This window comes from Tumebacillus sp. BK434, from assembly GCF_004340785.1.
Taxonomy (GTDB): domain Bacteria; phylum Bacillota; class Bacilli; order Tumebacillales; family Tumebacillaceae; genus Tumebacillus_A.
The window spans coordinates 125,729-149,430 of record NZ_SLXS01000002.1; the positions used below are offsets into that span (position 1 = coordinate 125,729).

The 23,702-nt window shown below is 58.9% G+C and carries 26 protein-coding genes; 18 read left to right on the forward strand and 8 right to left on the reverse strand.

The features are described 5' to 3' along the window. The first annotated feature begins 20 nt into the window (after positions 1-20). From nadB to EV586_RS05085, 12 genes are all read left to right on the forward strand, one after another. The gene (gene nadB / locus EV586_RS05035) at positions 21-1,640 is read left to right on the forward strand and encodes an L-aspartate oxidase (protein WP_132943990.1); all 1,620 of its coding nucleotides are present in this window, start codon (positions 21-23) and stop codon (positions 1,638-1,640) included. Between the two features lies 1 nt (position 1,641). After that, a complete protein-coding gene (gene nadC / locus EV586_RS05040; protein WP_132943991.1) occupies positions 1,642-2,484 on the forward strand; it encodes a carboxylating nicotinate-nucleotide diphosphorylase in 843 nt (280 codons plus the stop codon). 16 nt (positions 2,485-2,500) lie between these two features. Beyond that, on the forward strand, positions 2,501-3,265 hold the full coding sequence (locus tag EV586_RS05045; protein ID WP_132943992.1) for a type III pantothenate kinase: 765 nt from the start codon (positions 2,501-2,503) through the stop codon (positions 3,263-3,265). An 18-nt stretch (positions 3,266-3,283) separates the two neighbouring features. After that, complete coding sequence (def, locus tag EV586_RS05050; protein WP_132943993.1) at positions 3,284-3,781, forward strand: peptide deformylase; 498 nt, start codon at positions 3,284-3,286, stop codon at positions 3,779-3,781. A 76-nt stretch (positions 3,782-3,857) separates the two neighbouring features. Beyond that, positions 3,858-4,034, forward strand: a complete 177-nt coding sequence (locus tag EV586_RS21015; protein ID WP_165898298.1) for a hypothetical protein — start codon at positions 3,858-3,860, stop codon at positions 4,032-4,034. 207 nt (positions 4,035-4,241) lie between these two features. Further along, positions 4,242-4,613, forward strand: coding sequence for a response regulator (locus EV586_RS05055; RefSeq protein WP_132943994.1), 372 nt, complete (start codon positions 4,242-4,244; stop codon positions 4,611-4,613). 18 nt (positions 4,614-4,631) lie between these two features. Continuing rightward, a complete protein-coding gene (gene kal, locus EV586_RS05060; RefSeq protein WP_132943995.1) occupies positions 4,632-5,027 on the forward strand; it encodes a 3-aminobutyryl-CoA ammonia lyase in 396 nt (131 codons plus the stop codon). Between the two features lie 5 nt (positions 5,028-5,032). Further along, on the forward strand, positions 5,033-5,848 hold the full coding sequence (kce, locus tag EV586_RS05065; RefSeq protein ID WP_132943996.1) for a 3-keto-5-aminohexanoate cleavage enzyme: 816 nt from the start codon (positions 5,033-5,035) through the stop codon (positions 5,846-5,848). A 62-nt stretch (positions 5,849-5,910) separates the two neighbouring features. After that, the gene (fba, locus tag EV586_RS05070) at positions 5,911-6,768 is read left to right on the forward strand and encodes a class II fructose-1,6-bisphosphate aldolase (RefSeq protein ID WP_132943997.1); all 858 of its coding nucleotides are present in this window, start codon (positions 5,911-5,913) and stop codon (positions 6,766-6,768) included. A 26-nt stretch (positions 6,769-6,794) separates the two neighbouring features. Next, positions 6,795-7,439, forward strand: a complete 645-nt coding sequence (gene fsa, locus EV586_RS05075) for a fructose-6-phosphate aldolase (RefSeq protein ID WP_132943998.1) — start codon at positions 6,795-6,797, stop codon at positions 7,437-7,439. A 48-nt stretch (positions 7,440-7,487) separates the two neighbouring features. Next, complete coding sequence (dapD, locus tag EV586_RS05080) at positions 7,488-8,198, forward strand: 2,3,4,5-tetrahydropyridine-2,6-dicarboxylate N-acetyltransferase (protein WP_132943999.1); 711 nt, start codon at positions 7,488-7,490, stop codon at positions 8,196-8,198. Beyond that, a complete protein-coding gene (locus tag EV586_RS05085) occupies positions 8,198-9,322 on the forward strand; it encodes an N-acetyldiaminopimelate deacetylase (protein WP_132944000.1) in 1,125 nt (374 codons plus the stop codon). Before dapD ends, EV586_RS05085 begins: the two co-directional genes overlap by 1 nt. A 45-nt stretch (positions 9,323-9,367) precedes the next feature. On the opposite strand, the gene EV586_RS05090 is transcribed toward EV586_RS05085, so the two are convergent. The 3 genes from EV586_RS05090 to EV586_RS05100 all read right to left on the reverse strand — a co-directional run bounded on the left by EV586_RS05090 (position 9,368) and on the right by EV586_RS05100 (position 12,039). Beyond that, complete coding sequence (locus EV586_RS05090; protein WP_132944001.1) at positions 9,368-9,829, reverse strand: hypothetical protein; 462 nt, start codon at positions 9,827-9,829, stop codon at positions 9,368-9,370. Then, entirely contained in the window at positions 9,822-10,472 is a 651-nt protein-coding gene (locus EV586_RS05095; protein ID WP_132944002.1) for an ankyrin repeat domain-containing protein, read from the reverse strand. Before EV586_RS05095 ends, EV586_RS05090 begins: the two co-directional genes overlap by 8 nt. Before the next feature lie 64 nt (positions 10,473-10,536). Then, positions 10,537-12,039 (reverse strand): M1 family aminopeptidase, encoded by a 1,503-nt coding sequence (locus EV586_RS05100; protein ID WP_132944003.1) that lies wholly within the window; start codon positions 12,037-12,039, stop codon positions 10,537-10,539. Between the two features lie 150 nt (positions 12,040-12,189). On the opposite strand from EV586_RS05100, the gene glpX reads away from it, so the two are divergent. The 3 genes from glpX (at position 12,190) to EV586_RS05115 (ending at position 15,909) form a co-directional block, all read left to right on the forward strand. After that, positions 12,190-13,158 (forward strand): class II fructose-bisphosphatase, encoded by a 969-nt coding sequence (gene glpX, locus EV586_RS05105; protein ID WP_132944004.1) that lies wholly within the window; start codon positions 12,190-12,192, stop codon positions 13,156-13,158. Positions 13,159-13,284: 126 nt separating this feature from the next. Further along, positions 13,285-14,577 carry a transcription termination factor Rho gene (gene rho, locus EV586_RS05110; RefSeq protein ID WP_279388271.1) on the forward strand — a complete coding sequence of 431 codons (1,293 nt, stop codon included), beginning with the start codon at positions 13,285-13,287 and terminating at the stop codon, positions 14,575-14,577. 57 nt (positions 14,578-14,634) lie between these two features. Next, positions 14,635-15,909 (forward strand): radical SAM family protein, encoded by a 1,275-nt coding sequence (locus EV586_RS05115; RefSeq protein ID WP_132944005.1) that lies wholly within the window; start codon positions 14,635-14,637, stop codon positions 15,907-15,909. A gap of 37 nt (positions 15,910-15,946) precedes the next feature. On the opposite strand, the gene EV586_RS05120 is transcribed toward EV586_RS05115, so the two are convergent. Together EV586_RS05120 and EV586_RS05125 are read right to left on the reverse strand one after the other, a co-directional pair. Further along, positions 15,947-16,168: a hypothetical protein gene (locus EV586_RS05120; RefSeq protein ID WP_132944006.1), complete on the reverse strand. Its 222-nt coding sequence runs from the start codon at positions 16,166-16,168 to the stop codon at positions 15,947-15,949. Between the two features lie 283 nt (positions 16,169-16,451). After that, the gene (locus EV586_RS05125; RefSeq protein ID WP_165898300.1) at positions 16,452-17,741 is read right to left on the reverse strand and encodes a helix-turn-helix domain-containing protein; all 1,290 of its coding nucleotides are present in this window, start codon (positions 17,739-17,741) and stop codon (positions 16,452-16,454) included. Positions 17,742-18,009: 268 nt separating this feature from the next. Here EV586_RS05125 and rpmE point away from each other — a divergent pair, with 268 nt between their 5' ends. From rpmE to EV586_RS05140, 3 genes are all read left to right on the forward strand, one after another. Continuing rightward, positions 18,010-18,207 (forward strand): 50S ribosomal protein L31, encoded by a 198-nt coding sequence (rpmE, locus tag EV586_RS05130; RefSeq protein WP_132944008.1) that lies wholly within the window; start codon positions 18,010-18,012, stop codon positions 18,205-18,207. A gap of 69 nt (positions 18,208-18,276) precedes the next feature. Then, a complete protein-coding gene (locus EV586_RS05135) occupies positions 18,277-18,888 on the forward strand; it encodes a thymidine kinase (protein ID WP_132944009.1) in 612 nt (203 codons plus the stop codon). A gap of 128 nt (positions 18,889-19,016) precedes the next feature. After that, positions 19,017-19,676: a YhcN/YlaJ family sporulation lipoprotein gene (locus EV586_RS05140; protein WP_165898302.1), complete on the forward strand. Its 660-nt coding sequence runs from the start codon at positions 19,017-19,019 to the stop codon at positions 19,674-19,676. 74 nt (positions 19,677-19,750) lie between these two features. Here the strand turns inward: EV586_RS05140 and EV586_RS05145 are convergent, their stop codons facing one another. Genes EV586_RS05145 through EV586_RS05155 form a run of 3 tightly spaced genes read right to left on the reverse strand, consistent with a single transcriptional unit; the run spans position 19,751 to position 23,630 of the window. Continuing rightward, the gene (locus EV586_RS05145; RefSeq protein ID WP_132944011.1) at positions 19,751-20,863 is read right to left on the reverse strand and encodes a Ger(x)C family spore germination protein; all 1,113 of its coding nucleotides are present in this window, start codon (positions 20,861-20,863) and stop codon (positions 19,751-19,753) included. Beyond that, complete coding sequence (locus EV586_RS05150) at positions 20,860-22,029, reverse strand: GerAB/ArcD/ProY family transporter (RefSeq protein WP_165898304.1); 1,170 nt, start codon at positions 22,027-22,029, stop codon at positions 20,860-20,862. The genes EV586_RS05145 and EV586_RS05150 overlap by 4 nt, the downstream gene beginning before the upstream one ends. Further along, complete coding sequence (locus EV586_RS05155; RefSeq protein ID WP_165898305.1) at positions 22,026-23,630, reverse strand: spore germination protein; 1,605 nt, start codon at positions 23,628-23,630, stop codon at positions 22,026-22,028. Before EV586_RS05155 ends, EV586_RS05150 begins: the two co-directional genes overlap by 4 nt. Positions 23,631-23,702 lie beyond the last annotated feature (72 nt).

Here is a 23,702-nt window from a genome sequence, read left to right on the forward strand (position 1 = left end):
GGTGAAGGAGACACATCCAGATGTTCTCACGATTCATAGCCAACTTTAAGGCAGAAGACGTTACCACCCAAGACACCGACGTCGTGGTGATCGGCACCGGCATCGCCGGGATGTATACGGCGCTGAAGATCAGCGAGTATGCGAACGTCGTCATCCTTTGCAAGAAAGGTCTCACCGAGAGCAATACCAACCGGGCACAAGGGGGAATCGCCGCGGCCATCGCCGAAGGCGATTCCCCTGACTTGCATCGAGAAGACACGATGATGGCCGGGGCCGGACTGAACGACCTCACCGCCGTCGAAGTCCTCGCCAACGAAGGGCCCGATCTGGTGAACGACCTGATTCGCCTCGGCACCCAGTTCGACACCGAACATGATGCGGAAGGCGAGCATCTCGCCCTGACCCGCGAAGGGGCGCACAGCAGACGCCGCATCCTGCACGCCAACGGTGACGCGACCGGTGCGGAGATTGTCCGCGCGCTGGCCGTGCAAGTGCGCAAGAACCCGCGCATCACAGTGATCGAAGACGCGTTTGCGATCGACCTGATCACGTCGGAGCACGGCTCCTGCAAAGGTGTGCTCTACGAGAAGGGCAAGCGGCTGCACTACATACGATCCCAGGCGACCGTGCTTGCGACCGGCGGCGCGGGCAACATGTATCGCTACACCTCCAACCCGGACGTCACGACGGCAGACGGTTTCGCCATGGCCTACCGCGCCGGCGCCCGGCTGCAGGACTTGGAGTTCATCCAGTTTCATCCGACGACGCTGAACTATCCGGGCGCACCGCGCTTTTTGATCTCGGAAGCCGTGCGCGGCGAAGGGGCGGTGCTGCGCAACATCGCCGGCGAGCGTTTCATGCCCGCCTACCATGAGCTCGCCGAACTGGCTCCGCGCGACATCGTCGCCCGCGCCATCGTTTCGGAGATCGAGAAGACCAAGGCGACGTTCATCTACCTCGACATCACGCATCAACCGGAAGAGCTGATCAAGTCGCGTTTTCCGACGATCTATGAGTTCTGCCTGCAGTACGGCCTCGACCTGACCACCGACTGGATTCCGGTCGCCCCGGCTGCGCATTACGTCATGGGCGGTGTAAAAACGGATCTCTATGGCGAAACAAATGTCAGAAGGCTGTTTGCCTGCGGCGAAGTCTCCTGCACCGGCGTGCACGGCGCGAATCGCCTCGCCTCCAACTCGCTGTCGGAAGCGATCGTGTTTGGCAAGCGCATCGCCGAGCGCATCGAAGCGTTCCTGCAGACGGAGACTGGCGACTTCATCCCGCTGCCGAAGACGGAGCACGTGATGAAGAGCCCGATCGACAAAATTGACAACCGCCGCCTGCACCTGCAGAAGGTGATGGTGCGCCACGTCGGCGTCAAGCGCACCCGCGATTCCCTGGAGCGCGCCTTGTCCGAACTGGGCAAGTACGTCCCGATGCTCTCCCATACCTACAGCAGAAAAAGCGACTGGGAGTTCATCAACCTGCTGACGTCGGCGCTGTTGACCACGCAAGCGGCCCTGCTCCGCGAAGAGAGCCGCGGCGGGCACTACCGCAACGATTTTCCCAAAGCAAAAGACTCCTGGCTCAAACACACCATCTTCCAAAAGGATGTGGGTGTAATCGAAGAGAGGTGCTGACATGCTGCTAGATGAGCGTGTGATTGAACGCGCAGTTCGCGCTGCATTAGAAGAAGATATCGGTTCGGGTGACATCACCACCAACTCGATCGTTCCCAAGGACAAAGGGGGCCACGGCACCCTGCTCGCCAAAGAGCCGGGCATCATCGCCGGGCTTGACGTGGCGGAAGTCGCCTTCAAACTGGTCGATCCGGCGCTGGAAGTAAACCGTCTGGTCAAAGACGGCGATGCGGTCGCCAAAGGCACGCCGATCATGGAAGTGACCGGTTCGGCCCGCTCGATCCTGATCGCTGAGCGCGTGGCGCTCAACTTCTTGCAGCGTCTGTCCGGGATCGCCACCCGCACGGCGAAGTTCGTCGAGCTGGTGCGCTATTACAACGCCAAGATCGTCGACACCCGCAAGACGACGCCGGGCCTGCGCGCCTTGGAAAAATACGCGGTCGTCGTCGGCGGCGGACGCAACCACCGCTTTGGCCTGTTCGATGCGGTGCTGATCAAAGACAACCACATCGAGATCGCCGGCGGCGTCAAGCAGGCGATCATGGCGGCTCGCCACCAGATCCCGCACACGATGCGCGTCGAGGTGGAAGTCGAGTCGATGGAGCAGATTGACGAAGCGCTGGAAGTGAAAGCGGACATCATCATGCTCGACAACATGACGCCGGAACAGATGCGGGAAGCGGTCGAGAAGATCACCGGCCGCGCGCTGATCGAAGCGTCCGGCGGCGTGACGGAAGAGACGATCGTCGACATCGCCAAGACGGGCGTCGATTACATTTCGATCGGCGCTTTGACCCATTCGATCAAAGCGCTGGACATCTCGCTTGATATCCTCGCGAAATAACCGGGAGAAAGAGACTATGATACTCGTTCTGGATGTAGGGAATACGAATATTACGCTTGGCGTTTATAAGGGCAATGACCTGCTGTACCACTGGCGGATCGCGACGATCCGCGAGCGCACCGAAGACGAGCTCGGCATTCTCGTCAAAAGCCTGCTCGCCGACAAAGGCATCGCCGTCGGCGAGATCAACGGCATCGCGATCTCCTCGGTCGTGCCGCCGCTGATGTTTGCTTTGGAGCGCATGTCGAACAAGTATTTCGGCCACAAGCCGATCGTGATCGGGCCGGGCGTGAAGACCGGGCTGAACATCAAGTATGAAAACCCGCGGGAAGTCGGCGCGGACCGCATCGTCAACGCGGTCGCTGCGATCGAAAAATACGGCTACCCGCTGATCATCGTCGACTTCGGCACGGCGACCACGTTCTGCGTGATCAACGATGTCGGCGATTACATGGGCGGCGTCGTGGCGCCGGGCATCAACATCTCGACCGAGGCGCTGTTCCGCCATGCGGCCAAGCTGCCGCGCATCGAGATCACCCGCCCGGCGAGCGTCGTCGGCCGCAACACGATCACCTCGATGCAGTCCGGCGTGCTGTACGGCTTCACCGGGCAGGTGGATGGCATCGTTTCGCGAATTAAGAAAGAGTTCAACCTGCCGTTCAAAGTGATCGCGACCGGAGGATTGGCGAGCCTGATCTCCGCCGAGTCTTTTGAGATCGAGATTCAGGACGACAACTTGACGCTCGACGGGCTGCGGATCATCTGGGACCGCAACCAGTAAAAAAGGGAGGATAAGCCTGTGGCAGTTAGACCTGTTGTGCTTGACCCGAACCCGGTGCTGCGCGCGATCGCAGAACCGGTGACCAAGTTTGACCAAGAGCTGTTCACTTTGCTCGATGACATGGCGGACACCATGTACGACTACAACGGCATCGGCCTTGCCGCGCCGCAGGTCGGCGTCTCGCAGCGTGTGATCGTCGTCGACTATGGCGATGAGCATGGCGGCCTGATCGAGATGATCAACCCGGTGATCGTTGAAAAATCGGGCTCGGTCGTCGACGTTGAAGGCTGCCTGTCCATTCCGGGACTGCGCGGCAACGTCGAACGCTTCGAGAAGCTGACCTTGCGCTTCCAGCAGCGCGACGGCAACACCTACGAGCTGACACCGGAGGGCTACTTCGCCCGCGTCTTCCAGCATGAGATCGACCACCTCGACGGCATCTTGTACACCGACAAGGCGATCGACACCTACCCGATCGAAGAATCGGAAGTCTCGGAAGTGCAGGAAACCGAATAAGCAGAGCAAAACCCTTGCGAATCGGCAAGGGTTTTTTCATAATGAAAGCAAGTGGGACAAGACAGGAGATGAGCGTATGGCTGGCCAAGACGATATGATTCGCAACCTGATGTCGATCATCGAGCGCATGGTCGATCTGCAAGACCGGACGGTGCAACAGCTGGAAACGGTCACCTCCCAAGTGGAGGAGCTGCAGCGCCGCCTCGACACCCTCGATCCCAGAGACCTCCCGAAACAGCAGCGGCTGAACTGACAGCTCGTTCTATCCCCCCCCCTTCTGCCACATATCATTCGATCTGAACTCCCGAAATTTTACACATTGTAAAAGAATTCTTGTCGCATATAGTCGAAATTTAAGGGAAAGTCAGTTATTGATCAATGCGGAAAAGGATTTTCCAAGTGGGACGCGAAACTGTACATTCATGGAAACTGAACGATCTGAAGAGAGGGGACTCACTCGATGGGCAGCAAGGATAAAAAGGTTTTGATCGTCGACGACCAGTACGGCATCCGCGTATTGTTGCATGAAGTTCTGGATAAAGAAGGCTACACGATTTTCCAGGCGCCAAACGGCGTCACCGCGTTGCAGATCGTCAAGGATGAGCAGCCGGATCTCGTCCTGCTCGACATGAAGATTCCGGGTATGGACGGCTTGGAGATCCTCCGGCACATCAGAAACATCGAGCCGGAGACGAAAGTGATCATGATGACCGCGTACGGCGAGCTCGACCTGATCAAGGAAGCGACCGTGCTCGGCGCGATCACGCATTTTACCAAGCCGTTTGATATCGATGAACTGCGCGAAGCGGTCAACCAGCAATTGGTCTCGTAAGAAAGGGGTACGTACAACATGGAACACACTTCGATGATCCGCCTGCGCATGAGCTCGCACGATGCGCATTACGGCGGCGACCTGGTAGACGGAGCACGCATGCTCGGTCTGTTCGGTGATGTGGCGACAGAGCTGTTGATCCAATTGGATGGCGACGAAGGTCTGTTCGTCGCTTATGACTGTGTGGAGTTTAAAGCGCCCGTGTTTGCCGGTGATTACATTGAAGCGCACGGCAAGATCACGAAAATCGGCAACACGTCCCGCCAGATGGAGTTTCACGCCTACAAGGTGATCCAGGCGAACGTCGATCCGGCCAACCCGTCGGCCGCCGATGTGCTGCAGGAGCCGATGCTGGTCTGCTATGCGCGCGGCACCTGTGTGACGCCGAAAGACAAGCAGCGTTTGGGAGGTTGAGCAGCATGGAGAAATTGATCATCACCGTCGCCTTGACCGGCGCGGAAGTCACCCGCGAACACACTCCCCACCTGCCGGTCACGCCGGACGAGATCGCACAGGCAGCCTTCGAGTGCTGGCAGGCGGGCGCCGCCATGGTGCACGTGCACGCCCGCAAGGACGACGGCACTCCGACACAGGACAAAGAGGTCTACCGCCAGATCATCGAGAAGACCAAGGCGCTGTGCCCGGTGATCGTGCAGGTTTCCACCGGCGGCGCCGTCTGGATGACGCCGGAAGAGCGCCTGCAGCCGGTGACCTTGCAGCCGGAGATGGCGACGCTGACCACCGGCACGGTCAATTTTGGCGACGATGTGTTCATGAACGCACCGAAAGATCTGGAGACGTTTGCGCAGACGATGCAAGAGCATGGCGTCCGCCCCGAATTTGAAGTTTTCGAGGTGGGCATGATAACAAATGCTATGCGGCTGGTCAAAAAAGGCCTGGCTTCCGAACCGCTTCATTTTGACTTGGTGATGGGCGTGCCCGGCGCGATTCCAGGGACGCCGGAGAATCTGATGCACCTGATCTCACAGCTGCCTGCAGGCGCGTCCTGGTCGGTCGCAGGCGTCGGACGCAGCCAGTTGCCGCTCTCGACGATGGCGATTCTGCTCGGCGGCCATGTACGGGTCGGGTTCGAAGACAACATCTACTACACGAAGGGCGTTCTGGCCGAAAGCAACGCGCAGTTCGTGGAGCGCATCGTGCGTTTGGCCGGTGAGTTGGGCCGCGAAGTGGCAACGCCCGACGAAGCGAGAAAAATGTTGGGACTCCCTCTGTAATTTGGTATGATGGGGAATGGAAAGCACCAGCATGCAATCGATGGAAGGACGGAGGGTACATAATGGCATTTGCATCCTTTAAAGAAGTGTTGCTCGACGGCTACAAGAACGGCTACGCTGTCGGCCAGTTCAACATGAACAACCTGGAGTTCACGCAAGCGATCATCGAAGCGGCAAACGAAGAAAGATCTCCGGTCATCTTTGGCGTGTCCGAAGGCGCGATCAAGTACATGGGTCTGGAGTACACCGTGGCGATGGCGCGCGTGGCGATGGAAACGTCGAAAGTTCCGGTCATCCTGCACCTCGACCACGGTCCGAACCGCGACCTCGTCATGAAGTGCATCAAGGCCGGGTTCTCCTCGATCATGATCGACGCGTCGCACTATCAGCTGGAAGAGAACATCCGTCTCTCCAAAGAGATCGTCGATCTGTGCCATCCGGTCGGCATCGAGGTGGAAGGCGAGCTCGGCCGCATCGGCGGCACCGAGGACGACCTGACTGTCGATGAGCGCGACGCGACGTTGGCCGTTCCGGCCGAAGCGGTGCGCCTCGTGCAGGAGTCGGGCATCGACGCGCTGGCGCCGGCGATCGGCTCTGCGCACGGCCCGTATAAAGGCAAGCCGGAGCTGGCGTTCGACCGTCTGCAGGAGATCCGCGACCTGCTGCCGAACACCCCGCTCGTGCTGCACGGCGGTTCCGGGATTCCGGATGAAGACATCCGCAAAGCTATCTCGCTGGGCGTTGCGAAGATCAACGTCAACACCGAGAACCAACTGGCGATGACCGCTGTCATCCGCGAAGTGCTGGGCAAGGACGCCAACGTCTACGACCCGCGCAAATACATGAAACCGGCTCGTGAAGCGATCAAAGAGACCGTCAAGCAGAAGATGCGCCTGTTCGGTTCTTCCGGCCGCGCGTAAGCTGTTTGTGGAGGAGGTAGTGGTTCGTGAAATTTTTTCTCGATACTGCGAATGTAGCTGAAATCAAAAGCGCTGCTGAGCTCGGCGTGATCTATGGCGTCACCACCAACCCGTCGCTGGTGGCGAAAGAAGGCGGCGATTTCACCGCGATGCTCAAGGAGATCACGGAGATCGTCGACGGCCCGATCTCGGCCGAAGTCATCTCGCTCGATGCGGACGGCATGGTCGAAGAAGGCTTGAAGCTGGCCGCCATGCATGAAAACATCGTGATCAAAGTCCCGATGACGCTGGAAGGACTGAAAGCGGTACACCGCTTTGCCAAACAGGGGATCAAGACGAACGTCACCTTGATCTTCACCGCCAACCAGGCGCTGATGGCCGCCCGCGCCGGCGCGACATTTGTTTCGCCGTTCCTCGGCCGCCTCGATGACATCTCGATGGAAGGGATGCAACTGATCCGCGACATCGCCGAGATCTTTGACATCCACGGCATCGACACCGAGATCATCGCGGCGTCGATCCGCCACCCGATGCACGTCCATCAGGCGGCGCTGTCTGGCGCGCACATCGGCACCCTGCCGCTGAAAGTGCTGGAGTCGCTGGTGAAGCACCCGCTGACCGACCAGGGGATCGAGCGTTTCCTGGCCGACTGGAACAAAGCGATGAAATAAGCACCTGTTACAGGTGCTTTTTCTCATACTGAAAGGAGATTGGATATTTTGGAAATGATGGATGCACGACAGATCATTGAATACATTGGCAAGAGCGAGAAGAAGACCCCGGTGAAAGTACATATCAAAGGCCAGCTCGACGCGATCGATTTTGGCGCGAACATCAAGACGTTCTTCACAGGCAATGTCGGCGTGCTGTTCGGCGACTGGAAAGACGTGGAGCCGGTGCTGTCCGGCAACGCGGACAAGATCGAAGACTTCGTGGTCGAGAATGACCGCCGCAACTCGGCGATCCCGCTGCTCGACATGAAGAACATCAAGGCGCGCATCGAGCCGGGCTCGATCATCCGCGATCAGGTGACGATCGGCGACAATGCGATCATCATGTTTGGCGCATCGATCAACATCGGCGCGGTGATCGGCGAAGGCACGATGATCGACATGAACGCGGTCGTCGGCGGCCGCGGCACGATCGGCAAGAACTGCCACATCGGCGCGGGCGCGGTCGTGGCCGGCGTGATCGAGCCGCCGTCTGCAGACCCGGTGGTGATCGAAGATGACGTGCTGGTCGGCGCCAACGCTGTGATCCTCGAAGGCGTGCGCGTCGGCAAAGGCTCTGTCGTCGCAGCAGGCGCAGTCGTCACGCAAAACGTCCCGGCGGGCGTTGTCGTCGCCGGCGCACCGGCGCGCATCATCAAAGAGATCGATGCGAAGACCAAGTCGAAAACGGAGATCATGCAGGAGCTCCGCCAACTGTAATGAGCAAGTTCGCTGACATTCGCCGTGCCCTGCACCGCATCCCGGAGCCGGGTTTCCAAGAGTTTAAGACACAGGCATTTCTGCTCCGCTATCTGCAGCAGCTCCCGCAGGAGCGGCTGGAACTGAAGACGTGGCGCACGGGCATCTTGGCGAAAGTCAAAGGCTTGAACCCGACGCGCCGCATCGCCTACCGCGCCGACATGGACGGGCTGCCGATCACGGAGGATACGTCGTACGAGTTCCGCTCCGAGCATGAAGGCTACATGCATGCCTGCGGGCATGATGTGCACATGACGATCGGGCTCGGCGTGCTGACGCATTTTGTGGAGCATCCGGTGGACGATGACCTGATCTTCCTTTTCCAGCCGGCCGAAGAAGGTCCGGGCGGCGCGCAGCCGATGATCGCGAGCGAAGAGTTCCAAGCGTGGAAGCCGGACATGATCTTCGCCCTGCACATCGCGCCGGAGTATCCGGTCGGCACGATCGCGCTGCGGCCGGGCATTCTGTTTGCGAACACGTCGGAGCTGTTCATCGACCTGAAAGGCAAAGGCGGCCATGCGGCGTTCCCGCATACCGCTAACGACATGGTGGTGGCGGCGGCGCATCTGACCACGCAATTGCAGAGCATCGTGGCGCGCAACGTCGACCCGCTCGATTCGGCGGTGGTGACGATCGGCAAGATCACCGGCGGCACTCGCCAGAACATCATCGCCGAGCATGCGCGGCTGGAAGGCACGATCCGCACGATGTCGCTCGACTCGATGAAAAAGGTCAAGAGCCGCATCGAGGCGCTGGTGAAAGGGATCGAGGCCGGTTTTGAGTGCGAGGCGCAGATCGACTACGGGTCGAACTACTGCCAGGTGTTCAACAACGAGGCGCTGACCACCGAGTTCATGGACTGGGTGCGCGAGACGGGCGAAGTCAACCTGATCGAATGCCCGCCCGCGATGACCGGCGAAGACTTCGGCTACTTCCTCGAAGCGATCCCCGGCTTCCTGTTCTGGCTCGGCGCCGATACCCCGTATGGGCTGCACCATGCCAAGATCGAACCGAGCGAGCAGGCGATCGACGTCGCCGTTCGGCTGATGAGCAACTACCTGACGTGGAAAGCACAGCAGGCATAATCGAAAAGGTCTTCCGTTCGCAGTTGCGAGCGGAAGACCTTTTTCTTACGAGGCAGGCCCGATTTCCAAGGGGCGGTGCCGATTCGGTTGATGCGTGACTTCGAGTTGTGCAGGAGCATCGATGCGGACCAGATCGGCCCCGGAGTTCGTCGTGGAAAAATCCGCTTGGAGCAGCGCATAGCCTTGCAGGTCGCCGTCTTTGATCACATAGAAGTGGTAGCTCTCGTGATGCGTAAAGTTGGCGCTGACCTGCCGGGTGAGCTTCCACGACAGGTGCAGCGACTGCAAGGATTTTGTTGGGGTGTACGGCGGGACGACCAGCAGCGTGTCATACTCATATGGCAGATTCAGCACCGTGCTCTCGCCGGGAGCCAGTTGCAACGTCGCCTGAAATGGTTCGGCCAAGGATGGCATCGCTTCCATCGCATACCTGCCCGGCCACAGCCAGTAGAGCATGACCAATGCCAACAGCAGACCCGCCGTGACAATGAGCTTGTGCTTAGCCACGCAGCAGATCTGCCGCCTGAGCACGGTCGTGGCGCAGCGCCGTTTGCAGCGGAGTCTCGCCGTCGTCTTTGGTGATGCTGCGGTCGGCGCCGTGGGTGAGGAGCAGGGAGATCATCGCGGTGTCGCCGTTTTGCGCCGCTTCATGCAGCGGGGTGAAGCCGTCCTGCTGATGGGCGTTCACTTCCGCACCGTGCTTCAGCAGCAGCTCGGCGATCGCGACATGACGATTCGCCACCGCCGAATGCAGGGGCATGACCTGGAAGTTATTTTTCGAGACAGAGTTGACCTCCGCGCCCTTCTCCAACAGATACGCCGCCACCGGCAGATGCCCGAGAAAAGCGGCCAGTCCCAGCGCCGTGAAGCCATCGTTGCCAAACGCCTTCGCCAGCGTTTCGTCCGCCGCCACCAGTTCGCGCACGCGCGCTTCTTTGCCCAGCGCCGCCGCTTCAAACACGTCCAGTCCGATGCCCAGTTCCAGCAGCAGCTCCGCCGCCTGCGGCTTGCCGTGGTACACCGCCGTCAGCACCGGCGACTGCCCGGTCGTGCCGCGCAAATTCAACAGCTCAGCGTCTCCTTTCACCATCTCTTTGATCGCATCGAGATCGCCCGATGCACAGGCTTGCAAAAAGTCTTGTGCGCTCATTCAAGAGCCTCCTCGTACTAGGGTAAGAGAATCATATATCATCCGTAAAAAATTTCCAAGGCTGTTATTTCGAAAACCGCCCCGCCACTTGCCCGATCAGCTCATCATTTGGCGTGTCCAGCCACATCTTCATCCGGCCGACCGCTTTCGGCTCGATGTCAGCCAGGGCTCGCTCCAGATCGGCTCTCGTTGCGGTACGGCCGGCATTCTTCAAATAGTACTGCTGGAGGAACTTGAAAAACGCATCATCGCCGAGCACCTTGCGCAGATCGTGATACATCAGCACCATCCGCTGGTAGGTGTAATAATAATGCGCCTGCGACGTCTGATACGTCCCGTAAGGAACGGCCGATTTGCCGGTCTTCACGCGGTTGGGAGTACCGTACTTGTACGGGGTATACGTGTAATTGTGCGCGAATCGCTTCCACGCCTCGTTGATCCGTCCTTGATACGCCCCCGTTCCTTCGCGCCGCTCCGTATCCAGCAAGGCGGCGTAGTCGGCAAGACCTTCGTCCAGCCAGGGAGTCTCCACTTCGTAGTTGCCCACGGCGTTGTAGAACCAGGCATGGGCGATCTCGTGCACGATCCAATGCTCCGGGTCGTCATACGTCCACAGGTCTTGGGCAAACAGCGCCAAGTTGGGCAGCTCGTGCGCGTAGACCGTCCCGGCCGGCAGCTCCAGCACGCTCAGCACGGGGAAGGGATTGCGCCCGAAGCGCTCCGTATAGGTCGCCACAGCCGAACGAGTCAATGCTTCGGCGCGGCCCAGATCGGCCTTGGAGACCGACGCCACCGTCACGCTCAGCCCGGCCGGCGTCTTGTACTTCGTCTCCACAAAACCGGCCCCGCCGACCAGCGCAAAATTCCGCACTTTCTTCGCCTCAAACGTCAGCGCCCGCCGTCCGCCCTCCAGCTTCTTCTCGCCGGTCTGCAGGCCGGACGCATACCACTTGAGATTCCCCGGCGTCGTCAACTCCACCTGATAATTCCCCAAGTCCATCAAATACGGATCGCCAAATCCCAGCGTCGCCGGCCGCTCCATCCACTCGCCGTCCCGCTCGACTCCGACGATCGGGTACCAGTAGGACACGGTCGCCACGCCTTTCCAATACCCGGTGCGCGATGGCGCTTGGGGCAGCTGCGTGCGAAACGCAAGCGTCACCGTCTGCGGCTCCGCGCTTTTTTTCGCCGGGATCAGCACCTGCTCCGCCGTCACTTGCGCCTTGACCGCCGCTCCGTTCAATTTCACACCGGTCACCTGCATCGGGACGTAGAGATAGAGCGGCAGCCCGTCCAGCCGCAGCTCGGGCACCGTCACGCTCATCTCACCCACGATCTCCCCCGAATCTTGAAAAGCGGCCTTGATCTCATACACGGGCTCTGTCGGCGTCGGTGTCGCCAGCGGGTGCAGGTTCAAGACCTGCGGACCGAAGTGCAGTGTGTACTGCTGCCGAAGCAGCGGCATCCAGCCGTCCACAGGCCGCAGCACCACCGCCAGCACGGTCATGGTGGCCAACAAGGTCAGCATCACCGAATACAGCTTCAAAAACCGCTTCCTCCGCTTCACCGCAGAACCCCCTTTCCCGTTTCCGATACCAAATGTTACAAGTTTCGACAAACATGCGGAGGTTCCTTCAAAAAGAAAACAGTATAACACAATACAACCATTGTGATATAATATACCCGAACTTTGAGTACGGAAGGGGTTATATTCAACATGGAACGCGAATTAGCAATGGAGATTGTGCGCGTCACCGAAGTGGCAGCGCTGGCATCTGCCAAATGGATGGGCACCGGCAAGAAAAATGAGGCGGACAACGCTGCAACCACTGCGATGCGCGCGATGTTCGACTCTGTCAATATGCAAGGCACCGTCGTGATCGGCGAAGGCGAAATGGACGAAGCGCCGATGCTCTACATCGGTGAAAAGCTCGGCACCGGCGAAGGTCCGGCGCTCGACGTCGCCGTCGACCCGCTCGAAGGCACGAACATCGTCGCCAAAGGCCTCTGGAACGGCCTGACGGTCGTCGCCGTCGCACCGCAGGGGTCGCTCCTGCACGCGCCGGATATGTACATGGAGAAGCTCGCGGTCGGACCGCGCGCCAAAGGCCGTGTGCACCTCGACGCGACCGTCAAGGAGAACCTCGAAGCGGTCGCTAAAGCGTCCGACAAAAGCATCTCCGAAGTGGTCGCCATCCTGCTCGACCGCCCGCGCCACCAAGAGCTGATCGAGCAGATCCGCTCCGCAGGCGCCCGCATCAAACTGATCTCCGACGGCGACGTGGCGGCGGCGATCAACACCTGCTTTGACGAGACCGGCGTGGACATCATGTTCGGCACCGGCGGCGCTCCGGAAGGCGTGCTGGCTGCCGCTGCCCTCAAGTGCATGGGCGGGGAGATGCAAGGCCGGCTCAAGCCGGAGTCGGATGCGGAGATCGAACGCTGCATCAAGATGGGCATCACCGACCACAGCCGCATCCTGATGCTCGACGACCTCGTCAAAGGCGACGACGCGATCTTCGCCGCGACCGGCGTCACCGAAGGCGAACTGCTCAAAGGCGTGCGCTTCCTCGGCCACAACATCGCCACCTCGCACTCGCTGGTCATGCGCGCCAAGACCGGCACCGTGCGCTTCGTCGAAGCGCGCCACAAGCTCAACCTGAAGCCTCACCTCGTCATGGTGTAAGCGTATTACACAGTTGCGTACCTGAGCAGTCCGCATTCGTCCTGCATAAAGTAGGAAGAATGCGGCTACTATGGTATAATGCTTTAATGTGTTGCATTCATCATGATGATTGTAGGTGAACGGTCCTTGCATACTATCGCAGAGTTGGAACTGATGAAGCTGACCGAGCTGTATAAACTGGCGAAACAGTTCGAGATTCCTTATTACGGCACGCTGAAGAAACGCGAGCTGATCTTCGCCATCCTCCGCGCCCAGGCCGAAGAGGAAGGGTTCATGTTTGCCGAAGGGGTGCTCGACATCATGCAGGACGGCTACGGGTTCCTGCGTCCCGTCGGCTACTCGCCCTCCGGCGAAGACATCTATGTCGCCGCGTCCCAGATCCGCCGCTTTGACCTGCGCACCGGCGACCGCGTCTCCGGCAAAGTGCGCAAACCGAAAGAAAACGAGCGCTACTTCGGCCTGCTGCAGGTCGAAGCGGTGAACAGCGTCTCCCCGGAAGTCGCGGCGGAGCGCATTCATTTCCCGGCGCTGACCCCGCTGTTCCCGACCCGCAAGTTCACGATGGAGACGGCGGCGGAGAAATATTCGACCCGCATCATCGACTTGCTGACCCCGGTCGGCTTCGGCCAGCGCGGTCTGATCGTCGCCCCGCCGAAAGCGGGCAAGACGATGCTGCTCAAAGAGATCGCCAACAGCATCACCACCAACCATCCGGAAGTGGAGCTGTTCGTGCTGTTGATCGACGAGCGCCCGGAAGAAGTCACCGATATGCAGCGCTCGGTCAACGCCGAAGTGGTCGCCTCGACGTTCGACGAGCTGCCGGAGAACCACATCAAGGTCTCCGAGCTGGTGCTGGAGCGCGCGATGCGCCTCGTCGAACACGGCAAGGACGTCGTGATCCTGATGGACTCGATCACCCGCCTCGCCCGCGCCTACAACCTCGTCATCCCGCCGTCCGGCCGCACTTTGTCCGGCGGTATCGACCCGGCGGCGCTTCATCGCCCGAAACGCTTTTTCGGCGCCGCGCGCAACATCGAAGAGGGCGGCTCTCTGACCATCCTCGCCACCGCGCTGGTCGACACCGGCTCGCGGATGGACGATGTGATCTATGAGGAGTTCAAAGGCACGGGCAACATGGAGCTGCAACTCGACCGCCGCCTGGCCGAGAAGCGCATCTTCCCGGCGATCGACATCCGCAAATCGGGCACGCGCCGCGAGGAGCTGCTCGTCTCTCAGGAACATCTCGACAAGATCTGGGGCATGCGCAAGTCGATGAGCGACAACCCGGACTTCACCGATCTCTTCCTCAAGACGCTCAAGAAAACGAAGACGAACGAGGAGTTCCTCGCCACGATCGAAGGAGCCAAAGAAGCGAAGCAGTTGAACAAAGAGGAAGCAAAAGGGACGGACGCACGTTAATCCGTCCCTTTTTGTGTTATCATAAGACAGATCACCACCAGAGAGGACGAATGAGCGATGCATCTCGTTTATGCCGATAAAAAAGGCCAGATCTACGACCATCCCGACCTGCTCGCCCTCGGGCGCAACGGGGAATTTCTGACCGACATTTACGAAGAAGAGCTGATCCCGCTCCCGGACGGCGCGACCCTCGTCTCGCTGCCGGGCACGAAAGCGCTCGGCTTCGATCCGGAGACGGGCAAGACGATCTCCTTGCCGGGCGAGGAGTACACCGCCGTCGGCGCCCTGCTCCCGCAAGGCTTCACCCGCCTGCTCCTGCCGGGCTATGCCAAGGCGGACGACGCCGAGCCGTTCCCGCTGTTCGGCTACACCGCTGTGGTTTGGAAAGACGACAGCTTCTACGTCGCCGCCGATGCGACCGACGACCCGTACCGCTGGAACCCGATGATCTTCCCGGATGCGCAAGTGGAGCAGAAGGTGCAGGAGATCACTACGCTGTATCCGGACAACCGCATCTGGAAGCATCTGACCAACTGTGCGCTCGGCTATGGCTGCCTGACCTCGCGCAACACCTTCCTCGAACGCTGGGAAGGCGCGCTGCCCGTCTCGTCGACCTGCAACGCGGGCTGTGTCGGCTGCATCTCAGAGCAGCCGGACGATTCGCCGTTCCCGTCGCCGCAGGTGCGGATGGACTTCAAGCCGACCGTCGAAGAGATGGTCGAGCTGATGCTGCACCACCTGAAAGCGTCGGACGACGCGATCATCTCATTTGGACAAGGCTGTGAAGGCGAGCCGTCCACGCGCGGCGTCGACATCGCCGAAGCGATCCGCCGCGTGCGCGCCGAGACCGGACGCGGATTCATCAACATCAACACCAACGCCGGGCTCGTCGACATGATCAAACTGATCACCGACGCCGGGCTCGACTTGATGCGCGTCTCGACGATCTCCGCGCTCGACGACCACTACAACGCGTACTACCGCCCGCGCCTGTACGGGGTGGAGCACGTCGGACGCTCCTTGAAATATGCGGCCGACAAAGGCGTCTACACGTCGATCAACTACCTGATCTTCCCGGGCGTCACCGACCGCGAAGAGGAGATCGAAGCGATGGTCGACTTCATCAACCAAAATGACGTCAAGCTGATACAGATGCGCAACCTGAACATCGACCCGGAGCTGTACCTCGGCACGATCCCGAAAGCGAAAGGCGACCTGCTCGGCATGAAGACGATGCTCGACATCTTCAAGAGCGAATGCCCGAACACGGTGATCGGCTCGTACACGCACGTCCCGCCGTCCGAGTTCCGCAACACGATCAAAAAGCCCTGACCATATGGTCAGGGCTTTTCTTTATTGCACGTAAAACTTAGTGGTTGGGGCCGTGGTCGGTCCACCAGAGGTTGGTCACCGGCGGGTCGATTTCGACTTCGACGAGACCCGTTCCGATGGAACCTGTGCCATCTCCATCCGGTGATACGATGTTCGGACCGAAGTCGGTCCACCAAGCTTCTGCGTTGCCTTGCGGAGCTGCCAGTACCGTAACCATCGCTACGGTAGAGAGGAAGATGATGCCGATGAGTTTTTTCATGAGTTTGTGCCTCCCGAGAAAGTAGAATCATCGTGCTGCGAACCCTAGTGTAATGTAGTGGTAGGACTTATGTTAGGTTTAAGGTTTGATAATGGTGTTGCTGTCTGCGCTATAAATTATTATACAGAAGAAAGTTACAAATACAACCGTGTTTCGAAAAAAAGTGAGTATAAAATTATCTACAATTTGTAACAAGATGCTACACGATCTGTTATGGATCGACAAAAAAGGCCCGTCCAAGGCGGACAGGCCGTGATGTTTCAAGGGTTGCACAGAGCTTTGGTTAGACCATGATCCCGATCTTGCGCAACGTTTCATCGAGGATGACATGCATCCGGCGCAAGGTGTCGGTCGCTTTGATATAGTCGCTTTGCTTTTCATACAGGTCGGCCAGCTCCTGATAGACGAAGCGCAGTTCGCGCAGGTGCTCCTGCTCGCTGAGCGTGCCGATCGTGCGCTCGTACCAGTCGACCGCAGCCGCCACATCGCCTTGCTCGCGCTTGACGATCGCCAAGGCGTGGTAGACGGCGGAGAGATTCTGGGCGTGGTCCGGGAGCAGAAACAGAGATTCCTGGCAGAACGCCTCCGCCTGTTGCAGCTTGCCGGCCTGCACGTAGAGCTTGGCGATCTCGCCGTGAATTTTCGCGTCATCGCTTGGAATCTCCAGCTTGCGGTATTCGGCGAGACATTCGTGCAGCAGGTCGATCGCCTGCTCGATCCGGCCCTGCTCCGCTTCGACCAAGGCAAAATTAGCTTTGACGTCGATCGCCTGCTTGCTGTTCTGCAAGCTCTCATAGATCGTCAGCGCATCGTGGCAATAATCGATGGCGCGCGTGAAGTCGCGCAATTTCTTATAGGATACCCCGAGCCCGAGATAGACATCGGCCAACTGGCGCAGGTTGGTCGTGCCGCGCAGCAGGTTGTACGCTTCCCGGTAGAAGCGGATGCCGTCTTCGAACTCGCCGAGCTGATAATGCGCATGAGCCAGATTGGTGACGATGCGGGCGCGCGTATAAGGATCGATCTCTTTCAGCCGGGAGAACGTCTCATACGCTTTGCGCCAGTGATAGAGCGCCAGCGGGAAGTTCTCCTGCGCATAGCGCGCTTCGCCGAGCTTGTTCAAACAGAGCAGGGCGGTATGGTCATCATTTTTGCGAATCACCGTGTCATAGACCTGCTCGAACAGCTCGACCGCTTTTTCCGTCTCGCCGCAGATCAGAAACGCTTCTGCCAGATCAAATTGCACTTCGTGCACCGGGAGATGCGGCGCCGGGTTGCCGATCAGCTCGCGAAACAGGGGAATCGCCTGTTCAAAATTGCTGGCGGCCAGATACGCCTTGGCCAGCTTATAGGTGCTGGTCTGCTCCATCTGTGTCTGCATATCGGCAATAAAATATTCGATCGGCGTCTCCAGACGCTCGGCGATTTGCTCCAGCACTTTGTGGGAAGGATATGCTTTGTCCGACTCGATCTGCGAGATCATCGAGATCGTGACGATCCCGGAGCCCAGCTCTTGCTGGGTCAGTCCTTTTTGCACCCGCAGCTCGCGTATCTTTTGTCCTAAAGAGATCAAATTAAACCCTCCTGAATGGTTAATTTTAGTTATGATTGATCGCGTATTATAGTTAAGTGTTTGATTATTACCTGATTCCACATATTTAAGGTACACCCTCGTTTGAAGTTTGTAAAGCCTTCTTACATTACTAATGTGAAAAATCAGGGAATTTTTCCCTTGCCCTTGAAAATCTTGCGGCTGAAAACGAGTGTATGGTATACTAGCTACCAGTGTGTATGAACAAAGGGTCATGGCAAAATCTATGACCAGGAAAGAGGTGACTAGAATGAAAGCTGATATCCATCCGAAGTACTTCGTTACTACTGCTTCCTGCGCTTGCGGCAACAAGTTCGAAATGGGTTCCACTAAGGAAAACCTCAAGGTCGACGTTTGCTCGCAGTGCCACCCGTTCTATACTGGTAAGCAAAAGTTTGTAGATGCAGGCGGTCGCGTCGACAAGTTCAAGAAGAAATACAACCTGTAGTCCGCGATCTATACAGTATAGAAAAAACAGGGCGCAATGCCCTGTTTTTTTATTAGGGAGAGATCAGGCTTGTACTTTACGAAACAGCCGGGCTGGATCGAAGTGATTTGCGGAAGCATGTTCTCCGGCAAGAGCGAAGAGTTGATCAGACGTATTAAACGGGCAAAGATCGCCCGCCAGCAGGTGCAAGTGTTCAAACCGGCGATCGATGACCGCTACCATGCGACGGCGGTCGCCTCGCACGGCGGCGACAAGGTCGATGCGGTCGCGATCACCGATGTGGCCGACATTCGCGCCCATCTCGACGCAGCGACCACGGTGGTGGCGATCGACGAAGTGCAGTTTCTGGACGCCGATGTGGTGCCGTTCTGCCAGGAGCTGGCGGAGCGGGGCATCCGCGTCATCGTCGCGGGGCTGGACACCGACTTTCGCGGCGAGCCGTTCGGGCCGACCCCGATGCTCTTGGCGACGGCCGAATACGTCACCAAGCTGCAGGCGATCTGCACGGTCTGCGCAGATCCGGCGACTCGCAACCAGCGCCTGATCGACGGCAAGCCTGCCGGGTACGACGATCCGGTGATTCTGGTCGGCGCTTCCGAGTCGTATGAAGCGCGCTGCCGCCACTGTCACGAAGTTCCGCTCGGCACATCCGTATCGCTTCCGGCTATTTCCAATACGTGATCTTTTGCATGAGATGCAAAGCGGCAAGCGGCTCTTCCGACGGGAAGGGCCGCTTGCTTTTCGTTTCCAGTGTCAGCGCCCCTCCTCGCGGGCAAGATAAGCACAACACCGAGGAGGAGGTGACCTTGATGCAGAAACGTTTCAAATGGATCACAGGCCTCACAGCCGCGATCTTGACCATGACGCTGGCAGCAGGGTGTACGCCGACCAACGACCTGGCGCGCAACCAGCAGCGCTATGGCGTCAACACGAACAATGTGGCGCCGGGGCAGGAAAAGGTCGACGTGCCGCGCTTCGACAACAAAAACATCGACGTGGACGGCGACGGGGACAAAGAGCATCTCTCCGGTGCCAACGATGTGAACAATCCGTCGGTCGACCTGCGCTCGTTTACCTATCCGGGCACGACCAACGCGGCGCAGGGCATCTATCCGACCTCGACGGCCGACCGCATTCAGGACTTGGCGTCTTCCGTAGACGGAGTGGCCAACTCCCGCGCGGTCGTCGTCGGCCGCACCGTGGTCTTGGGGCTGAACCTGGAGCGCACCGTGCGCCCGGCGCAAAAGGCGGACATCGTCAACTTCGTCCGGCAGCGCATTCTGGTGCAGGCGCCGGTGTTTGAGCGCGTGCACATCACCACCGACCGCGCCCAGACCCGCCAGATCCAACGCCTCGCCGATGAGATGCGCAAAGGGCACTCCTTGTCTGTGTACAACGATGAATTTATGGACCTGACCAAAAAAGTGCCGGCGGTCGGTCCGAACCTGATGCCGGCGACGAACCGGTAAACCTGTAATCCTGTAATCCTGCGATCTTATCCGATGCTGCAAGCGGAGTCCGGCCGAGCTGCCGGCTCCGCTTTTTATTTGATGATCCCGGTGCGGATGATGTTCAGCTTGAAGTTGACTCGGACGTCCGCTTTGCTATAGCTTTCGCGCCAGATCTTGCGGCTCCATTTCGGATACAGCGCATTGGCGCGGATGTGTTCACCGATGCCGATCGGGTCGCTATGGTATTTGTTTTGCAGATCATCCAGCAAATTTTTCATGCGCACGGTCAGCCCCCGTTCGATCGCCCGCTCCACTTTTTTCAACTGGGCCGGTTCGGAGAGCGGCTTGGGGCCGGTGTATTCGACGACCTGCCCGGCGACCTCGACCTCGAACACCACCACGGGGTTGCCGTCTTTCATCGAGACTTTGTAGCGGTGATCGGCGCGGACGAACGTCAGCATGATCTGCTCCGTGACCTTGTTGTTCTTGCCGGTGCGCAGCGCCTGTTTGATATCCCCTCCTTCGCCCGAACCGCGCAGCAGCAAAAGCATTTTGGTCTCCTCCGGCGACAGCGAGCCGACAAATTTGTCATCGCGAAACAGCGCGGTGCCGGCCGCCGACACGTTGCCGCCCAGCTTCTTCACATAAGGAACGATCGGGTCGGCGCCGTAACTGTGATACTGACGTATAAAATCGTGCAGCGTCGTGCGGGGAACGGTGTAGTTTTTCGCTTCCTTACGCAGCAGTTCAAAGATGTATTTGCCGATCTGCGGGCGGTCTCGATAACTGCCATTGATGAGCTCCTGCGTTGTGCCGTCGGAGATGCAGAGGATCAGCGAAGAGGTGATGTTCACGTCGCGCTGCAGCGTGTCGAGCACCCGCAAGACGCCTTGCCGGGCCAGCGTTTCCGAAAAGATCGCCGTGCGCAGCTGGCCGGAGACCACTTGGCGGTCGGTCGACATCGAGATGTTGCTGCGCGCCTCTTTGGACAGGTCGCCTTTCGAAGTGATGATCTGCACTTTCTCTGTGGCCTCCTCGGAGACTTCCGGCATGGCGACGGTCATCTTGAGCATGCCGCTTTTGTCGACGTCATAGCCGACGACGAGGATCAGTCCGAGGTCTTCCAGCACGTTCTGCCGCGCGCAGCCGGTGACCAGCACGGCGGCGGCGAGCAGGGCGAGCAGCAGTTGCCGTGAGCGCTTCATGAAGCCTGCACCTCCTGCTTCGGCGTATCGGAGGGCGGCTGCTCGTCCGCCTTCTTGTGGAAGATCAGGGCGATGAGCAGCAAGAGCGGAGGCAGCCCGACCGACACCAGAGCGCCGATCATCCCGGCCAGCTCCTGCATCGTCGTCAAATCCATCAAGTTTCTCGGGTAGATGCCGATCCCATAAACAATCGGAGCCAAGACCAGCACGCAGGTGGTCGGTCTCCATTTGTTAAAGTGGGCCAGATAGCGACTGGCCGCCCAGATGTAGGAGGCGGCCGTGTTGACGATCAGAAAAGACCAGGTGACGATCCCGATGTGCTCGATGCGCTCGATGATCGGCAGCATGACGATCTTGAACAGGTGCAGAGTCGGCGAAAGCATCGATTTGATCTGCTCCTGTGAATAAAAGCCGATCGCGATCAGCACGACGATCAGGTATATGGCTGTGGTCATCCAGGTGCCGATCGAAGAAGCGAGCAGCGCCTTTTTTTTGTATTGCAAAAAGGGGTAGATCACCAGCAGCAGCTCGAAGCCGACCGCGGAGATGCCAACTTCCCAAGTCGCTTGGAGCAGCGAGATCAGCTTCACATGGAACAGGGGCCGGTAATAGTCGGTCTGGAGGTCTTGGATCGGCACGACCAGCAGCGCCATCATCCAGATCGTCCCGAAAAAAGTGACGACCGCAAACTGACCGAGCACCCGCGCGCCGCCCAGCGCGCAGTAGACGGTCGGCATGATCAGCAGAATGTAGAACATCAAGGTCGAGGTGGTCGGAAACAGCCACTGCTGCACCACTTCGATGTAGCTGCGCGTGACGACAGCCGCCACAAATACGAAGTACAGGGCAAACACAGCGCCGAGCGTGCTGCCGAGCCATCGGCCAAACAGCTTGTTCATGATCTGATAGACATCGAGGTTGCCAAAGCGGTGCAGGAGCTTGACGATGAAGATCACCGCCACCTGTATGATCATGCCGGCGATCAAAATGGCGATCCACCCGCTGTGACCCGCTTTTTCGGAGACCAGCCGGGGCAGGTTGAACAGTCCGGCGCCGACCTGACAGGTCTGCACAAACAGAATCGTTTGCGAAAAGTCCAGCGAGCGCAGGGAGAAGAAAGTGTGATTCTTCTGCTGATTCAGTTGCTTCCGCTGCTTCTGCTTCAAGGCTGTTCCCCCCCTTCGTTGCTGTCGACTGCCGCTTCGGTCGGCGTGGCGCGCTGTGATGTTTCTTGCTTAAACGGCTGGCGCTGCGTTTCGCGCGGCCGGGTGTTCGTCGGCCGAAACTTCATAAACGGCAGCGGGGCGCGGATAAAGGTGTCCTTCCAGTCGCTGATCCGCATCGGCGCAAACGGCGACAGATACGGCGCGCCAAGCGATGTCAGATGCAGGAAGTGGATCATGATCAGCAACAGCCCGATAAACAGGCCGTACAGCCCCCAGAATCCGGCGAACATGATCAGGAAAAAGCGCAGGGCGCGCAGGGCGCCGGACATGATGTACGATGGCGTGATAAACGAGGCGATCGTCGACAGCGCGACCGAGATGATCAGGATGTTAGACGCAAAGCCGGCCGAAACGGCCGCTTGGCCCAAGACGATACCGCCAACGATACCGATCGTCTGCCCGACCTTGGTCGGCAGGCGCGCGCCCGCCTCGCGCAAAAGTTCGATCGTGACTTCCATCAGCAAGGTCTCATAGAGCGGCGGAAACGGCACGCGCGCCCGCGACTCGGTCAAGGATACGAGCATGTCGCTTGGAATCATCTGATAGTGATAGGTGACGACGGCGACATACAAGGCGGACAGCGAGATCGAGATCACGACGCCGACGATGCGCAAGGTGCGGATCACCGAGGCGGACACCCAGCGGTTGGAGTAGTCTTCGCCGGTTTGGAAAAACTCGATAAATGATGCGGGCCCGGACAGCACGAACGGCGAGCCGTCGATGAGGATCGCCACTTTTCCCTCCAGAAGGTGCGAGCTGATCCGCTCCGGCCGCTCCGTCATGTGAAACTGCGGAAACGGCGAATAGGGATTGTCATCGATCAATTGCACGAGATCGCCCGCGTCGGAGATGCCGTCGATCTCGACCGCCTGCAGGCGCTCCTCGACCGAGTCGATGTATTCCTGCTGGGCGATGCTGTTGATGTAGACGATCGCCGCCGTCGACTTGGTGAATTTGCCGACGGTGACGAATTTGACTTTCAGATCGGGCGTGCGGATGCGGCGGCGCAGGATCGACAGCGAGATCTGGAGGGATTCGTTAAACGATTCCTGAGGACCTAAGATGACGCTTTCCGTCTCCGAGCGGTCGATGTTGCGCACGGGCGGCTGGTAGGTGTTGACCGCATATGCGGAGCTCGTTTTTTTGATGAAAAAGACGGTCCAGCCGAATAAGATGTATTTGGTGGCATCCTCGAGATGCTCAAGGATTTTGATGTCCATCGCGCCGGAGACTTGATCGGCGCTCAGATCGGGCTGCTTTTGGGTGAGAGCGGCGATGGACCCGTAGGCCGCTTCGACCATGTCCAGTGTGATCAGGGGTTCGATATAGACGACAAACACTTCCGAATCGGTGATCATCCCCGGCGGCAGGTCGCGCATTTTGACGTCGATCGCCTCTTGGAAGATCTCCCTGATCTGCTTGACGTTCTCCGCGTAGGAGCCGAGCTTGCCTTGGGGCAGATTGTTCGATTGCGGAGCAGAATCATCGTATGAAGGCTTGCGGTGCGCTTTCTTGAGCAGTTGGCGAAACAGTTTCATCATCGGGGTTCCCTCCTTCCAAAAAGGGAATTCTTCCCCATACCATTTGCACATTTTGGTTCTTTTATGAGGAGT

Bases quoted from the DNA above. Each gene is read 5' to 3' on its own strand.
- nadB (WP_132943990.1), top strand. From the start codon at position 21: ATGTTCTCACGATTCATAGCCAACTTTAAGGCAGAAGACGTTACCACC.
- nadC (WP_132943991.1), top strand. From the start codon at position 1,642: ATGCTGCTAGATGAGCGTGTGATTGAACGCGCAGTTCGCGCTGCATTA.
- EV586_RS05045 (WP_132943992.1), top strand. From the start codon at position 2,501: ATGATACTCGTTCTGGATGTAGGGAATACGAATATTACGCTTGGCGTT.
- EV586_RS21015 (WP_165898298.1), top strand. From the start codon at position 3,858: ATGGCTGGCCAAGACGATATGATTCGCAACCTGATGTCGATCATCGAG.
- EV586_RS05055 (WP_132943994.1), top strand. From the start codon at position 4,242: ATGGGCAGCAAGGATAAAAAGGTTTTGATCGTCGACGACCAGTACGGC.
- kal (WP_132943995.1), top strand. From the start codon at position 4,632: ATGGAACACACTTCGATGATCCGCCTGCGCATGAGCTCGCACGATGCG.
- kce (WP_132943996.1), top strand. From the start codon at position 5,033: ATGGAGAAATTGATCATCACCGTCGCCTTGACCGGCGCGGAAGTCACC.
- fba (WP_132943997.1), top strand. From the start codon at position 5,911: ATGGCATTTGCATCCTTTAAAGAAGTGTTGCTCGACGGCTACAAGAAC.
- EV586_RS05085 (WP_132944000.1), top strand. From the start codon at position 8,198: ATGAGCAAGTTCGCTGACATTCGCCGTGCCCTGCACCGCATCCCGGAG.
- EV586_RS05095 (WP_132944002.1), bottom strand. From the start codon at position 10,472: ATGAGCGCACAAGACTTTTTGCAAGCCTGTGCATCGGGCGATCTCGAT.
- glpX (WP_132944004.1), top strand. From the start codon at position 12,190: ATGGAACGCGAATTAGCAATGGAGATTGTGCGCGTCACCGAAGTGGCA.
- EV586_RS05115 (WP_132944005.1), top strand. From the start codon at position 14,635: ATGCATCTCGTTTATGCCGATAAAAAAGGCCAGATCTACGACCATCCC.
- EV586_RS05120 (WP_132944006.1), bottom strand. From the start codon at position 16,168: ATGAAAAAACTCATCGGCATCATCTTCCTCTCTACCGTAGCGATGGTT.
- rpmE (WP_132944008.1), top strand. From the start codon at position 18,010: ATGAAAGCTGATATCCATCCGAAGTACTTCGTTACTACTGCTTCCTGC.
- EV586_RS05140 (WP_165898302.1), top strand. From the start codon at position 19,017: ATGCAGAAACGTTTCAAATGGATCACAGGCCTCACAGCCGCGATCTTG.
- EV586_RS05145 (WP_132944011.1), bottom strand. From the start codon at position 20,863: ATGAAGCGCTCACGGCAACTGCTGCTCGCCCTGCTCGCCGCCGCCGTG.
- EV586_RS05155 (WP_165898305.1), bottom strand. From the start codon at position 23,630: ATGATGAAACTGTTTCGCCAACTGCTCAAGAAAGCGCACCGCAAGCCT.